This is a genomic window from Acidovorax soli (assembly GCF_014207955.1).
Lineage (GTDB): Bacteria > Pseudomonadota > Gammaproteobacteria > Burkholderiales > Burkholderiaceae_C > Acidovorax > Acidovorax soli_A.
Map to the genome: position 1 here is coordinate 348,813 of NZ_JACHLK010000006.1, position 12,777 is coordinate 361,589.

Below are 12,777 nucleotides of genomic sequence, written 5' to 3' on the forward strand. Positions count from 1 at the left end.
AACACACTGAACTAGAAGATACGGCGGCGCAATGCGCCGCACTCGGAGCAAACTATGAAAGGCATTCTCGGCCTTCTGCGCATGAAGTCGATCGGCAACAAGCCGGCCGAGGAGAGCAGCGATTCCGTACTGTTCTCCACGGCCTTTGCCGGCCAGGGCGTCGACGACTCCATGCTGGTGCCCTGGGAGGCCCGCGCCGTGGAGGTGGGGGCCAAGCGCCTGCCCACGAGCCGCGGCGGCAAGCTGCTGCAGGGGCTGTGGGCCAAGGACAAGTACATGGCTCACCTGGACAAGGACGCCGTGGAGCGCATGGAGCGCTTTTTCGAATTTGCCGCGATTCCCTCCAACCGCGACGTGATCCGCCAGGACGAATACGGCAACTTCATGGTGGTGCTGCTCACCGGCACCATCGCCGTGGACCGCGTGCAGCCCTGGGGCGAACACCTGCGCCTGGCCGAAACGCGGCCCGGGGACATCCTGGGAGAAATGTCGCTGCTGGACAGCGGTATCCGCTTTTCCGCCTGCACCACGCTCACCGACTGCGAGATTGCGGTGCTGAGCGCCGAAGCCATGGACGACATGATGTCCAAGGACCCGCAGCTCGCCGCCAGCCTGATTGCGCTGCTGGCCCGCAAACTGTCGTTGCGCCTGCGCGTGGTGAGTGCCCGCCTGAGCGACGGCAACCAGAAATGACAATGACCGTCCGGCAGACAAGGACCGCAAGGGAGAAATTCTGATGGAACGCGATCAGGCCAGTAAATTCATCAACGACCTGCTCAAGCTGATGGTCAGCCGCAATGGCAGCGACTTGTTCATCACGGCAGACTTTCCACCCGCCATCAAGGTCGATGGCAAGGTGACCAAGGTGTCGCCGCAACCGCTGACCACCACCCACACGCTCACGCTGGCGCGCGCGGTGATGAGCGACAAGCAGGTGGCGGACTTCGAGCGCACCAAGGAGTGCAACTTCGCGATCTCGCCCGCCGGCATCGGCCGCTTCCGGGTGAATGCCTTCGTGCAGCAGGGCAAGGTCGGCATGGTGCTGCGGACGATTCCGCTCACCCTGCCCACCATCGACGGCCTGGGGGTCCCCCAGGTGCTCAAGGAGGTCACCATGACCAAGCGCGGCCTGTGCATCCTGGTGGGTGCCACGGGTTCGGGCAAGTCGACCACGCTGGCCGCCATGGTGGACTGGCGCAACGAAAATTCCTTCGGCCACATCATCACGGTGGAAGACCCGATCGAATTCGTGCACCCGCACAAGAACTGCGTGGTCACGCAGCGCGAGGTGGGCCTCGATACCGACACCTGGGAAGCCGCCCTCAAGAACACACTGCGCCAGGCGCCCGACGTCATCCTGATGGGGGAAATCCGCGACCGCGAGACCATGGAACATGCTGTGGCCTTTGCCGAGACCGGCCACTTGTGCCTGGCCACGCTGCACGCCAACAGTGCCAACCAGGCGCTGGACCGCATCATCAACTTCTTCCCCGAGGAGCGCCGCGCCCAGCTGCTGATGGACCTGTCGCTGAACCTGCGCGCGCTGGTCTCGCAGCGCCTGATCCCCAAGCAGGACGGCAAGGGCCGCGCGGCGGCCGTGGAGATCATGCTCAACACCCCGCTGATCTCGGACCTGATCTTCAAGGGCGATGTCCATGAGATCAAGGAAATCATGAAGAAGAGCCGCAACCTGGGCATGCAGACCTTCGACCAGGCGCTGTTCGATGCCTACGAGGCCAACCTGATCAGCTACGAAGACGCGCTGCGCAACGCCGACTCGCTCAACGACCTGCGCCTGCAGATCAAGCTCAACAGCCAACGCGCCAAGTCGCCCGATCTGGCCCAGGGCACCGAGCACTTCGCGATCGTCTGAGCCCCGCACCGACCGCGCACACTGCACACACTCTCGCCCGCCCTTCTGGGCGGGCTTTTTTTCTTTGGGAAGACACCGACATGCCAAACACCAATCCCCGCAGCTACGACGCCACCCCCTCGCGCAAGGTCGCCTTCCTGGGCCTGGGCGTCATGGGCTACCCCATGGCCGGCCACCTGGCCCTGGCTGGCCACGAGGTCACCGTCTACAACCGCACGGCCGCCAAGTCCGCCGCCTGGTGCGAGGAGTTTGCCGCCAGCAAGGCACCGCGCCACGCGGCCACACCGCGCGAGGCCGCAGCGGGCGCTGACTTCGTTTTCTGCTGCGTGGGCAATGATGACGACCTGCGCTCGGTCACCCTCGGTGCCGACGGCGCCTTCGCAGGTATGAAGGCCGGCGCGGTGTTCGTGGACCACACCACGGCATCGGCCGAAGTGGCGCGCGAGCTCTACGCCGCGGCGCAGGCCGCCGGCCTGCACTTTGTCGATGCCCCCGTCTCCGGTGGCCAGGCCGGTGCGCAGAACGGCCAGCTCACGGTGATGTGCGGTGGCGATGCCGCGGCCTTCGACGCGGCCCGGCCCGTGGCCCTGGCGTTCTCGCGCGCCTTCACCCTGCTGGGCGCCAGCGGTGCCGGCCAGTTGGCCAAGATGGTCAACCAGATCTGCATCGCCGGTCTGGTGCAAGGCCTGTCCGAGGCCGTGGCCTTTGGCCAGAACGCGGGCCTGGACATGAAGCAGGTGCTGGAGGTGATCGGCAAGGGCGCCGCGCAGAGCTGGCAGATGGACAACCGCGGCAAGACCATGGTCGAGGACCATTTCGACTTCGGCTTTGCCGTGGACTGGATGCGCAAGGACCTGGGCCTGGTGCTCGACGAGGCCCGCCGCAACGGCTCGCGCGTGCCCGTCACCGCACTGGTGGACCAGTTCTATGCCGATGTGCAACGCATGGGCGGCAATCGCTGGGATACTTCCAGCCTTATCAAACGCTTGAAATAGGCTCCCCCCTGAGGCGCTTCGCGCCATCCCCCCTGAGGGGGGACGCCCCCGGTGCGGCGGGGCGGCCCTTGCACGGGGGCGCTGGTTTGGGCAGCGCCAGTTTCAAAGGCTGCGGGCGGGGGCGGCGTCGGTGGTGACGGGCGCCGGGGTGGGGGCGATGCGGCGCAGTTCCTCTTCGGTGACGATCTCGAAGACGCGCACGACTTTGCTCACGCCGCTCACGCCGCGCGAGATCTCGGTGGCGCGGCCGGCTTCGCGCTGGGTGACGCGGCCCATGAGGTAGACGATGTTGCGCTCGGTCACGACCTTGAAGGCATTGGCCGAGATATCGGCCGCGTCCACGAAGCTGGCGCGCACCTTGCCGGTGATCACGGTGTCGTTGGAGCGCTGGCCCAGGGAGGTGGCGGGCATGACGGCCAGGTCGTTGACCACCGAGCGCACGTTTTCCACACCGGTCACGATGCGTTCGATGGTCTCGCGGTCCTGGGCATTGGCCACCTCGCCGGTCAGCAGGGCCTGGCGGTTGTAGCTGGTCACGTTCACATGGGCGCGGTCGCCCAGCGCTTCACGGATGCGGTTGGCGGCGCGCAGCTCGATGCCTTCGTCCTCGACCTGGGTGCCCGCCGTGCGGCGGTCCACGGCCATCATGCTGCCCACCACGGCCCCCCCGACGATCAGCGGGGCGCAGGCCGACAGGCCGGTTGCCAGGGCGGCAGCGGCCAGGGCCGTGCAGAGGGTGCGGTTCACGGTTTGCTTCATAGCGGTATCTCCTGTTCACCAAGTAACTGGGCATCCACGCCGTCGCACAGGCAATGCAGCACCAGGGCGTGGACTTCGCGCACGCGGGCGGCGCGGTCATGCGGCACGCTGATCAGCACATCGGTTTCGCGCAGCACGGCACCCAGCTGCCCCCCGTTGCGGCCGGTGAGCACCACCACGGTCATGTCGCGCTCGTGCGCTGCCTCGGTCGCGGCCAGCAGGTTGGCATCGTTGCCGCTGACCGACAGGGCCAGCAGCAGGTCGCCCGCCTGGCCCAAGGCCCGCACCTGGCGGGCAAATTGCTGGGAACCGGGGTCCTGGGCGCCCCCTGGCCCCGCCGTCAGCAGGGTGCTGTCGGCCGTGAGGGCCATGGCGGCCAGTTCGGGGCGTTCGCGCTCGAAGCCGGCCACGCAGAAGGCGGCGAACTGCTGCGCCTCGGCGGCCGAGGCGCCATTGCCGCAGGCCAGTACCTTGCCGCCGCTGGTGACGCAGGCCAGCATGGCCTGCACTGCCGCGGCAATGGGGGTGCTCAGGGTCTGGGCCGCCTGGTATTTCAGGTCGGCGCTGTCGATGAAGTGCTGTTGGATGCGTTGCTCAAGCATGGAGGTCCGATGATACCCGCCGCGTGTTACAGCTTTTGCCCCGAATTTTGTAGCAAAGGGTTTAGGCTGCACCGAGGGTTGCGCCCCGGGGGTGGGTTTGAACTTTGCAGATCATTGCGCGTCGAAGGCTGCCTTGAGCCACTGCACCTGGGCCTCCTCGACCAGCACGACGTCAAAGCGGCACGGTGGCGGTGAGGCCAGGCGCATCAGGTAGTGCCGTGCCGCCAGCACGATGCGCTGCTGCTTGGCAGCGCCGATGCTCGCCCCAGCCCCGCCAAAGGCCTGGCTGGCACGGCTGCGCACCTCCACGAAAACGGTGGTGCCATCGCGCTCGCACATCACCAGGTCGATCTCGCCCCCGCCGCGCCCAGGCGTCCGATAATTGCGCGTGAGCAGGCGCAATCCGGCAGCCTGCAGGTGCGCCAGCGCACGGTCTTCCGCCAGTGCACCCTGCTGCCGGGTGGTGTTGTTGCCCACTGCGGCGGGCGTGGGCTTGTCCGCGGCCAGCCATCTTCCAAGGAATTTCATTGAGCGCCTCTTTCGCTTCCGCCCTCGATGCCGCACGCGATGCGGCGTCTGCGCAGCATTATCCGCAGGGGGCCTTGTACGTGGTGGCCACGCCCATCGGCAACCTGGCCGACATCACGCTGCGCGCCCTGCACGTGCTGCAGCAGGCCGACACCGTGGCCTGCGAGGACACGCGCCACACCCAGTCGCTGCTGCGCGCCTATGGCATCGACAAGAACGCTTCGCAGCTGCTGGCCGTGCACCAGCACAACGAGGCCGAGGCGGCGCAGAACGTGGTGCAGCGCCTGCACGAAGGCCAGCGTGTGGCCTACGTGAGCGATGCCGGCACCCCCGGCGTGAGCGACCCCGGCGCCCGCCTCGTGGCCACGGTGCAGGCCGCCGGCCTGCGCACCCTGCCCCTGCCGGGCGCCAGCAGCATCACCACCGCACTGAGTGCAGCGGGCGCGGTGGCGCACAGCGCCGAGCATGGCGGCTTCGTCTTCGCGGGCTTCCTGCCGGTGAAGAATGCCGAGCGGGCCAGCGCCATCGGCCAGCTGGCCGGCGAGCCGCGCTGCGTGGTGCTTCTGGAAGCCCCCCACCGCATTGGCGAGCTCGCACAGGCCCTGGCGGTGCTGGGCGAGCGCCCGGTGACCCTGGCGCGCGAGCTGACCAAGCAGTTTGAAGAGGTGGTGACCCAGCCCGCGCAGGCGCTCACCGCCTGGCTGGAGGGCGCGCCCCAGCGCTCACGCGGTGAATTCGTGGTGCTGCTGCACCCGGTGCCCGTGGCGGGCGACGATGGCGAGAGCCTGCGCGTGCTGCGCCTGCTGCTGGCCGAACTGCCGCTCAAGACCGCCGTGCGCCTGGCGGCAGAGATCACCGGTGCATCGCGCAATGTGCTGTACGACACGGCCCTGGCCTGGAAAAAGGGCGAGCCGCAGGGCGACTGACGCCCGCTTGTTCAGCGCCCCGAAACAGCCAGCCCTGCCGCCACGCCACCGAACAGATCACCCTCGACCTGGGGCGTGTCGGGAAAAGCCCGGCGCAGCGCTTCCCGCAGGGGTCGCAATGCCGAAGAGCCCCCCGTGAGGTAGATGGCGTCCGGCCCGCGCGATGCCAAACCAGCCAGCTGCACGCACTCCTGCGCGCAAGCCACGACCTGTTCGAGCGGTCCGGCCAGGTGCTGAGAAAGCCCTTCGGGCGTGACGGCCGATTCCAGCGCAGGTTCGATCCAGCCCAGGTCCATGGACGCAGGGGCCTGCGACAGGGATGCCGCAATCTTGGCCTGCTCCACGGTGTTGGCCATGCGGTGGCCCAGGCGCTCCTGAAGCACGGTCATCAGCCGCGCATGCAGGCGCTGGTCGGCGTAGTCGGTGCGCAGGTTCTGCGCATCGCGCAGCGCCTTGGGCGCATACAGCCACTGGATCAGGTGCCAGGTCGACAGGTCGAAGAACACCCGGTTGGGGACCTCGCGCCCGCTCGGCCCGATGTGGCGAAAGCCCAGCATGGGCATCAGCAGCTCCAGGCTCAGGCGGCGGTCGAAATCGGTGCCACCCACATGCACGCCGGTCGTGGCCAGCACATCGGCCGCGCGGTCGCCGCCGCGCGCCAGGCGCTCGGGGCCCAGGCGCACCAGGGTGAAGTCCGAGGTGCCGCCGCCGATGTCCACCACCAGCACCAGCGATTCCTGGGTGATGCGCTGTTCGTAGTCGAGGGCGGCCGCCATGGGCTCGAACTGGAAGGACACCTGCTCGAAACCCGCATCGAGCGCCGCCTTGCGCAGCGAGTCTTCGGCCAACTGGTCACGCTCCGGATCACCGTCGACGAAATGCACGGGCCGACCCATCACCACACGGCCAGGCATGCCACCCAGGTCGGCCGTGGCCTTGCTCGCCAGCATGCGCAGGAACAGGCCGATGATGTCCTGGTAGCTGACGAGCTGGCCATGCACGGCCGTCTTTTCCTCCAGCAAGGCACTGCCCAGCAGGCTCTTGAGCGAGCGCATCAGGCGCCCCTCGGTACCGGCCAGGTACTGGCCCACGGCATCACGGCCGAAATGGGTGCTGTGGTCCTCGGCGTTGAAGAACAGCGCCGTGGGCAAGGTCACCCCCGTGCCCTCCAGGGCGATCATGCGCGCGGGCCCGCGCCCCTCGCGCACGCCCATGGCCGAGTTGGAGGTGCCGAAGTCGATGCCAAGCGTGGTGTCCTGCAGGAGGGGCATGGGGAAGATCAGGGAGCGAGGGAAAGAAGAAAACAACGGGCGCCGGCAGGCAGCGCGAAGGGGATCGGCAGGCCGGGCAGGCCACCGTGAAGGGGCTGCGCCCGCGCAAGGGGAGCGGGATTGTGCCACGGACCGGAAGGCCTCCAGCTTTCAGGCCAACGGCCCCGACGCCACCATGGCCGGCACGGCCTCGCGCATGGTGGCGACAAAGCGCAGCAGGCGCACAGGGTAGAAGCTTGCGTACGGATAGATCAGGTACACCGGCAGCGGCGCAGGCTGCCATTGGGGGGCCAGGTGCACCAGGTGCCCCTCGGCCACATCCTGCGAGAGCAGCCAGGCCGAACCGGCTCCGGCGCCCAGCCCCAGCCGGGCCGCGCTGCGCAAGGCATACAGGCTGTCGGTGGCCATGCGCGGGCGCAGGGCGATGCGGCGCGCTTCACCTGTCACCCGGTGGGTGAGCACCAGCTCGTTGCGGTAGTAGGTTTGCAGTGCCAGCCAGGGCAGTGCGGCCAGATCCTCGGGATCTTCGGCGCTGCCCGCCCCGGGCAGAGAGGCCGCCCCGACCACGATGCGCGGCACCTCGGCCAGGCGGATGGCCACCACGGCCGGGTCGGCGGGCTCGCCCACCTGGATGGCGCAGTCGATGCCGGCACCGATGAAGTCGCGCACATCGTCCTGCAGCAGCCACTCCACCGAGACGCGCGGGTTGCTGCGCAGAAACTGCGCCAGCGCCCCGACGAACATCTCCTGCCCGAAGGCATGGGGCATGGCCACACGCAGCGTCCCCTCGGGCTCCTGCTGCGCACCGCGCAGGTCGGCCTCGAACGCGGCCCAACTGGCCAGCAGCTCCTTGGCACGGCGGTAGCAGCGCTCCCCGTCCACCGTGAGGCGCATGGTGTGGGTGGAACGCTGCAGCAGGCGCACCCCCAGCGACTGCTCCAGCGCCTGCAGCCGGCGGCTCACCGTGGGCTGGGTGGCATGCATCTGCGCTGCAGCAGCCGAAAGGCTGCCGGCCTCGACGATGTGGACAAAGGTCTCCATGAGCTGGAGCCGGTTTCCCGGCGCGCGCCCGAGCCCCTCCACGGGCAGAGACTCATCAGCCCGGAAGGAAGCCGCCTCGTTGGATGGATCACCGATCATACGTTTGACGCATATTTAATCTGCATCTGATGGTACTACCAAGCCAATAGATGCCGGATCACACTGGCAGCCATGCTTTCAACCAAGGGTTAACACCATGTCTGTCATACATGAAGCGGATATCGCAAGATTTTCTTCGGGGGAGGTGCAACTCCCCACATCGCGGGTGCTGCTGCTCGCCACCGGGGCCGGCCTCGGGGTGGCGTCGCTGTACTACAGCCAGCCCATGCTGGGCGTGCTGGGCGCGGACCTCGGCGCCTCTGCCCAGGCCGTGGGCCAGGTTCCCACCCTGACGCAGCTGGGTTATGCGCTGGGCATCCTGCTGCTGGCGCCCCTGGGGGACCGCTTTGACCGGCGCCGCATCATCGTGGCCAAGGCCGCGGCCTTGGTGGCCGCCTTGCTGCTGGCGGCACTGGCGCCCTCCATCGGCGTGCTGCTGGCCGCCAGCCTGGCCATCGGCATCACAGCCACCATGGCGCAGGACATCGTGCCCGCCGCCGCCACGCTGGCACCCACAGCACACCGCGGCAAGGTGGTGGGCATGGTGATGACCGGCCTGCTGCTGGGCATTTTGCTGTCGCGCGTGGTGAGCGGTTTCGTGGCCGAGCACTTCAGCTGGCGCGGCATGTTCCTGGCCGCGGCCGTGGCGGTATCGGCCATCGCGGTGGCCACCTGGCGCAGCCTGCCGCGCTTTCCTGCCACCACCACCCTGCCCTATGGCCAGCTCCTGGCTTCGCTGGCCACACTGTGGCGGCAGCATGCCACGCTGCGGCGAGCTGCCCTGGCCCAGGGCCTGCTGTCGGTGGGCTTCAGCGCCTTCTGGTCCACCCTGGCCGTCATGCTGCACGGCGCGCCCTTCCACCTGGGCAGTACCGCAGCGGGCGCGTTTGGCCTGGCCGGCGCGGCCGGCGCACTGGCTGCGCCCCTTGCCGGCCGGCTGGCCGACCGCACAGGCCCGGAGCGGGTGGTCCGTTGGGGCGCCGGCGTGGCCGCCTTGTCCTTCGCTGCCATGGCCGCAGCCCCCTGGATCCCCCCCACCGCCCAGCTGTGCCTGCTGGTGCTGTGCACCATCGGCTTCGACCTGGGCGTGCAGGCGGCGCTGATCTCCCACCAGACCATGGTCTACGGCATCGATCCGGGTGCGCGCAGCCGGCTCAACGCCGTGTTGATGACGGGCATGTTCATCGGCATGGCAACCGGTGCCGCCCTGGGCAGCCTGCTGCTGGCCGCTTGGGGCTGGATGGCCGTCACGCTGCTGGCGACGACCACCAGCCTGGCCGCGCTCGCCGTGCGCATGGCCACGCGCCGAGGCTCAGCCTGCATGGCCGCAGCCTGAGGCGTCGGAGGCAGGAAGAACCTGATCCCTGGCTCAGGACTGCGGCACCCACTCCCGGACAAAGCCCGCAGCGTCCTGCCGCTCGGGTGGCTGCAAGCGGTCCTTGGGGGTACCCATGTAAAGGAATCCCAGCAGGCGGTCGCCCGCACCCAGGCCGAGAGCTGCCTTCACGTTGTCGTCGTATGCATTGACCCCGGTGGCCCAGAAGCCGCCATACCCGAGGATGTGCAGGGCGTTGAGCATGTTCATCACGGCAGCCCCCGTGGCCAACACCTGCTCGCTCTCGGGCACCTTGTGCGGCGCCTTGACCTGCGCGACCAGCGCCACCAGCAGGGGCGCCGCCACGGCCTTGGCGCGAAAGCGCTCACCATCGTCGTAGGGGTCGCGCGCCCGGGCCGCCCGTGCAAACACCTGGCCCAGCACCAGGCGCGCATCGCCGCGCACAAGGACGAAGCGCCAGGGCCGCAGTTGCCCATGGTCGGGCGCCCGCATGGCGGCCGCGAACACCAGGTCCAACGCCGCGGCATCGGGCGCCGGCTCGACCAGCGGCCAGGGCGAGTGCCGGGTGAGCAGCAGGTCCATGGCATGGCGCTGCTCGGGCGACATCGGGGGATGGGACAAGACCGGATGGGAAGGCACAGAAACTGGCATGGTGTCCTTTTGCAAACAAGGCGAAGAGGACACTCCGGCGCCAGCGGGGGCGCCTGAGCGATGGCAGCAAAGATCGGTGGCGGGCAGCCTGGAGGCCATGGGCCCGGGCGGTGCCGGGGACCATGGATCCAGGGGGCTGGCTGGCGCCGGGGCATGGGACCACGGCAGAGGCGCCATCGTTCACCGGAGTGTCGCGGGGTGAACAGCGGCCATCGTAGAGCAGCGCCCACGTCGCTGCCCAGGCGCCGCTTTTTCACCGGACTCGCGGCAGGGTGTCTTTGCCGCGGCCATGGTGGTCTCTCCAGTCCGACTCGAACGGACATGCCCGAAGGCCCCAGGGTTTGAGACTGGTGCGTCTGCCCATTGCGCCATGGAGAGAGGCAAAGGAAATGGGGTGCACGAACGGAATCGAACCGTCGTCGGCGGGATCACAACCCGCAGCTCTGCCATTGAGCTACGCGCACCATGAGAGAAAAGGAACACAACGAACTGGAGGTGCGGACCGGATTCAAACCGGTGTCTGCGGATTTGCAATCCGCTGCATGGTCGCTTTGCTACCGCACCCTGGGGTGCCTGCAAAGCAGGCACTGGAAACTGGCCCCACGTGCACGACTCGAACGTGCAACCCCTTGCTTCGTAGGCAAGTGCTCTGATCCATTGAGCTAACGCGGGAAATGAAAATGGCGTTCCGCAGGGGAGTCGAACCCCTGGCTTCCTGGGGCCTGTTCGCCCTGACAGGGAGACACTCTGGCCACTGAGTTAGCGGAACAAAAATGCTGGTCTGGGTGGCAGGATTTGAACCTGCAGCCTCCTGCGTCCAAGGCAGGCCGTCTACCAGATTGACAGTACACCCAGCAAAAATTAGTTGGTGCCCCAGGGGAGAGCCGAACTCCCAGAATTCCGCTTCTAAGGCAGACACGTATGCCAGTTCCGTCACCGGGGCTTGGATCACCAAGAAAACAAACAGTCCTCCATTTCGGTTGTGCCCTCACGCGATGGGCCACGCGCGGCCTGCGCTCGCCCCGTCGACATCGCTGCACAGGGGGATCGCGATCCCCTGCACATCCCGCCAGACCGTCCACGCGGCCCTTCCCTGGCGGTGGCGCGAAGACACACCCGAAATGGTTTTTCTGCTCAAGCGGGGGGCACTGCGCCGGTGTCATGTCCGGCAAGGCCCCGCAGCAGCTTGTGAAAGAACATCGATGGCCTGCAGCACGATCACCGCAGACACTGAAAAACCAAAAACAAAACAAAAAGGCCCGGAACCTTGCGGTGCCCGGGCCTCTGCGAAGAGAGCTTGGAAGGGAATCAATGCGCCTATGCGGCGCGCCCTCCACCCGGTGGCCAACGATCCTCATCGTGGTCATGTGCACACAAATCAGCCGCCAGACAGGGCAGCAGGCGCAAGACCGCACACGGGGCCATCGCAGCGACGCGCACGAGCGCGCGGCCCGGTGCGGGTCGGCGGCTGGTGAGGGTGGCGATGGCGTTCATGGTCAATCCTGGTGAGAAGGTCAGTCGGTCTGAATAAGCAGGCTGCGGTTCCAACCGCGATGGAAGTGAATGTAAATAGTCTTTACTATTTCGTCAACTGCCTGAAGAGAATTTTTTCGAAGGCCCCCCGCCCTCAAGGCAAAGGCGCGGACCTTTCGCGCCACTGCAGCACCCGGGCGACAAAGTCTGCATGGCCCGCGGCCGGTTGCTGCAGCAACGGCAGGCCCGTGCCACGTACCGCCCACTCCAGCGCCTGCGTCCAGCACAGGCCATCGGACGGCTGCGCCTGTTGGCGCGCCAAGGCGCCCAGCACCAGCTCCTGCCCCCAGAAGTACACCTGTTTGGCCTGCACGTTCGACTGCATGCGCTGCACGTCGGCCAGCGTGCGTGGCTCGGCGATATCCAGCCAGATGTCGGCAAACAGGAAATCGATTGCTGGCGCGCCCATCGGCGGCTTCCATTCCAGGGCATCGGCCTGCACGAGATCGACCTTGCTGGCAGCCGACTCCGGCAGGCCCGCGAGCACCTGGCACTGGTCGAAGAGCTCCAGCACCTCGGCGTCGCGCTCCACCACCGTGACCTTGCACACGGCAGGCTGCAGCGCCATGTTGGCCGTCGTCCAGCCCATGCCCAGGCCCAGGCCCATCACGACCGTGCTCCCATGCGCGTGGCGGCAGGCCAGTTCCTGGCTCTCGATTTCAAAGGGGGAGAGCGACATCCAGGTCTCCCAGCGATCGCCGACGCCTTGGCGCAGCAGCACGGCGGAATCCGCGGAGACACAGGAACCACTGTGGTAGCCGCGGTCCAGGCCCACGCGGCCACGCTGCATGCGCCATCGCCCCACGGCACCTTCGGGGTACTGGGGCATGTGCCAGGGAGATTCGAACAGCGGCAGTCCGAGCGCCTGCGCCAAGGCAGCAGCCAGAGGCTGCGGAAAGGGGGATAGATCGGAGGATGGCGGTGTGTGCACAGCAGCCATCTTAGGAAATGGGCCACCCAGCCGTCCAGTGGAACCGCCCCCTGAATGCAAAACGCCCCAGCACCGTTGAAGATACTGGGGCATTGCGATTTGGTGGCCTGGGGCGGAATCGAACCACCGACACAAGGATTTTCAATCCTCTGCTCTACCGACTGAGCTACCGGGCCTGAGCCTCAAATTATAGCCAGAAAATTGGCCCTAAAAAGATTGTGGATCAATTTTT

General features: G+C 67.4%; 12 protein-coding genes, 7 tRNA genes and 1 pseudogene. 5 read left to right on the forward strand and 15 right to left on the reverse strand.

The features are described from left to right. Window positions 1-54 precede the first annotated feature (54 nt). From HNP48_RS17415 to HNP48_RS17425, 3 genes are all read left to right on the forward strand, one after another. Window positions 55-693, forward strand: coding sequence for a cyclic nucleotide-binding domain-containing protein (locus HNP48_RS17415; RefSeq protein WP_184859254.1), 639 nt, complete (start codon window positions 55-57; stop codon window positions 691-693). A 43-nt stretch (window positions 694-736) separates the two neighbouring features. Further along, window positions 737-1,873, forward strand: coding sequence for a PilT/PilU family type 4a pilus ATPase (locus tag HNP48_RS17420; RefSeq protein WP_184859256.1), 1,137 nt, complete (start codon window positions 737-739; stop codon window positions 1,871-1,873). Between the two features lie 80 nt (window positions 1,874-1,953). Further along, on the forward strand, window positions 1,954-2,868 hold the full coding sequence (locus tag HNP48_RS17425) for an NAD(P)-dependent oxidoreductase (protein ID WP_184859258.1): 915 nt from the start codon (window positions 1,954-1,956) through the stop codon (window positions 2,866-2,868). Between the two features lie 102 nt (window positions 2,869-2,970). Here the strand turns inward: HNP48_RS17425 and HNP48_RS17430 are convergent, their stop codons facing one another. The 3 genes from HNP48_RS17430 to HNP48_RS17440 form a co-directional block, all read right to left on the reverse strand. Next, window positions 2,971-3,627, reverse strand: coding sequence for a BON domain-containing protein (locus HNP48_RS17430; RefSeq protein WP_184859260.1), 657 nt, complete (start codon window positions 3,625-3,627; stop codon window positions 2,971-2,973). Beyond that, window positions 3,624-4,229: an SIS domain-containing protein gene (locus tag HNP48_RS17435; protein ID WP_184859262.1), complete on the reverse strand. Its 606-nt coding sequence runs from the start codon at window positions 4,227-4,229 to the stop codon at window positions 3,624-3,626. The genes HNP48_RS17430 and HNP48_RS17435 overlap by 4 nt, the downstream gene beginning before the upstream one ends. 111 nt (window positions 4,230-4,340) lie before the next feature. Further along, entirely contained in the window at window positions 4,341-4,757 is a 417-nt protein-coding gene (locus HNP48_RS17440; RefSeq protein ID WP_260420260.1) for a YraN family protein, read from the reverse strand. Between HNP48_RS17440 and rsmI the strand changes: the two genes are divergently transcribed. Further along, on the forward strand, window positions 4,757-5,683 hold the full coding sequence (rsmI, locus tag HNP48_RS17445) for a 16S rRNA (cytidine(1402)-2'-O)-methyltransferase (RefSeq protein ID WP_184859264.1): 927 nt from the start codon (window positions 4,757-4,759) through the stop codon (window positions 5,681-5,683). The genes HNP48_RS17440 and rsmI overlap by 1 nt on opposite strands. An 11-nt stretch (window positions 5,684-5,694) precedes the next feature. Here the strand turns inward: rsmI and HNP48_RS17450 are convergent, their stop codons facing one another. Continuing rightward, complete coding sequence (locus HNP48_RS17450; protein WP_184859266.1) at window positions 5,695-6,954, reverse strand: Hsp70 family protein; 1,260 nt, start codon at window positions 6,952-6,954, stop codon at window positions 5,695-5,697. A 150-nt stretch (window positions 6,955-7,104) separates the two neighbouring features. After that, window positions 7,105-7,995 carry a LysR family transcriptional regulator gene (locus tag HNP48_RS17455; RefSeq protein WP_409362562.1) on the reverse strand — a complete coding sequence of 297 codons (891 nt, stop codon included), beginning with the start codon at window positions 7,993-7,995 and terminating at the stop codon, window positions 7,105-7,107. A gap of 196 nt (window positions 7,996-8,191) precedes the next feature. On the opposite strand from HNP48_RS17455, the gene HNP48_RS17460 reads away from it, so the two are divergent. Continuing rightward, window positions 8,192-9,430: an MFS transporter gene (locus tag HNP48_RS17460; protein WP_184859270.1), complete on the forward strand. Its 1,239-nt coding sequence runs from the start codon at window positions 8,192-8,194 to the stop codon at window positions 9,428-9,430. 33 nt (window positions 9,431-9,463) lie between these two features. Here HNP48_RS17460 and HNP48_RS17465 read toward each other — a convergent pair whose 3' ends face one another. From HNP48_RS17465 to HNP48_RS17510, 10 genes and pseudogenes are all read right to left on the reverse strand, one after another. Next, window positions 9,464-10,081 (reverse strand): nitroreductase, encoded by a 618-nt coding sequence (locus tag HNP48_RS17465; RefSeq protein ID WP_184859272.1) that lies wholly within the window; start codon window positions 10,079-10,081, stop codon window positions 9,464-9,466. A 293-nt stretch (window positions 10,082-10,374) separates the two neighbouring features. Next, a tRNA-Leu gene (locus HNP48_RS17470) sits at window positions 10,375-10,459 on the reverse strand. A 12-nt stretch (window positions 10,460-10,471) separates the two neighbouring features. Then, window positions 10,472-10,545: transfer RNA gene (locus HNP48_RS17475), tRNA-His, on the reverse strand. A gap of 26 nt (window positions 10,546-10,571) precedes the next feature. After that, window positions 10,572-10,645, reverse strand: a tRNA-Cys gene (locus tag HNP48_RS17480). A gap of 31 nt (window positions 10,646-10,676) precedes the next feature. Then, window positions 10,677-10,753, reverse strand: a tRNA-Arg gene (locus HNP48_RS17485). A 9-nt stretch (window positions 10,754-10,762) separates the two neighbouring features. Beyond that, a pseudogene (locus tag HNP48_RS17490) lies at window positions 10,763-10,850 on the reverse strand. Window positions 10,851-10,858: 8 nt separating this feature from the next. After that, window positions 10,859-10,936, reverse strand: a tRNA-Pro gene (locus tag HNP48_RS17495). A gap of 11 nt (window positions 10,937-10,947) precedes the next feature. Beyond that, window positions 10,948-11,024: transfer RNA gene (locus tag HNP48_RS17500), tRNA-Leu, on the reverse strand. Between the two features lie 684 nt (window positions 11,025-11,708). Then, window positions 11,709-12,443, reverse strand: a complete 735-nt coding sequence (locus HNP48_RS17505; protein ID WP_184859274.1) for a hypothetical protein — start codon at window positions 12,441-12,443, stop codon at window positions 11,709-11,711. Window positions 12,444-12,645: 202 nt separating this feature from the next. Then, window positions 12,646-12,721 (reverse strand) — tRNA-Phe (locus HNP48_RS17510). Window positions 12,722-12,777: the final 56 nt, after the last annotated feature.

Excerpts from the sequence above, each read along its gene's own strand:
- HNP48_RS17415 (WP_184859254.1), top strand. The coding sequence starts at position 55 with ATGAAAGGCATTCTCGGCCTTCTGCGCATGAAGTCGATCGGCAACAAG.
- HNP48_RS17420 (WP_184859256.1), top strand. The coding sequence starts at position 737 with ATGGAACGCGATCAGGCCAGTAAATTCATCAACGACCTGCTCAAGCTG.
- HNP48_RS17425 (WP_184859258.1), top strand. The coding sequence starts at position 1,954 with ATGCCAAACACCAATCCCCGCAGCTACGACGCCACCCCCTCGCGCAAG.
- HNP48_RS17430 (WP_184859260.1), bottom strand. The coding sequence starts at position 3,627 with ATGAAGCAAACCGTGAACCGCACCCTCTGCACGGCCCTGGCCGCTGCC.
- HNP48_RS17435 (WP_184859262.1), bottom strand. The coding sequence starts at position 4,229 with ATGCTTGAGCAACGCATCCAACAGCACTTCATCGACAGCGCCGACCTG.
- HNP48_RS17440 (WP_260420260.1), bottom strand. The coding sequence starts at position 4,757 with ATGAAATTCCTTGGAAGATGGCTGGCCGCGGACAAGCCCACGCCCGCC.
- HNP48_RS17450 (WP_184859266.1), bottom strand. The coding sequence starts at position 6,954 with ATGCCCCTCCTGCAGGACACCACGCTTGGCATCGACTTCGGCACCTCC.
- HNP48_RS17455 (WP_409362562.1), bottom strand. The coding sequence starts at position 7,995 with ATGGAGACCTTTGTCCACATCGTCGAGGCCGGCAGCCTTTCGGCTGCT.
- HNP48_RS17460 (WP_184859270.1), top strand. The coding sequence starts at position 8,192 with ATGTCTGTCATACATGAAGCGGATATCGCAAGATTTTCTTCGGGGGAG.
- HNP48_RS17465 (WP_184859272.1), bottom strand. The coding sequence starts at position 10,081 with ATGCCAGTTTCTGTGCCTTCCCATCCGGTCTTGTCCCATCCCCCGATG.
- HNP48_RS17505 (WP_184859274.1), bottom strand. The coding sequence starts at position 12,443 with ATGCCCCAGTACCCCGAAGGTGCCGTGGGGCGATGGCGCATGCAGCGT.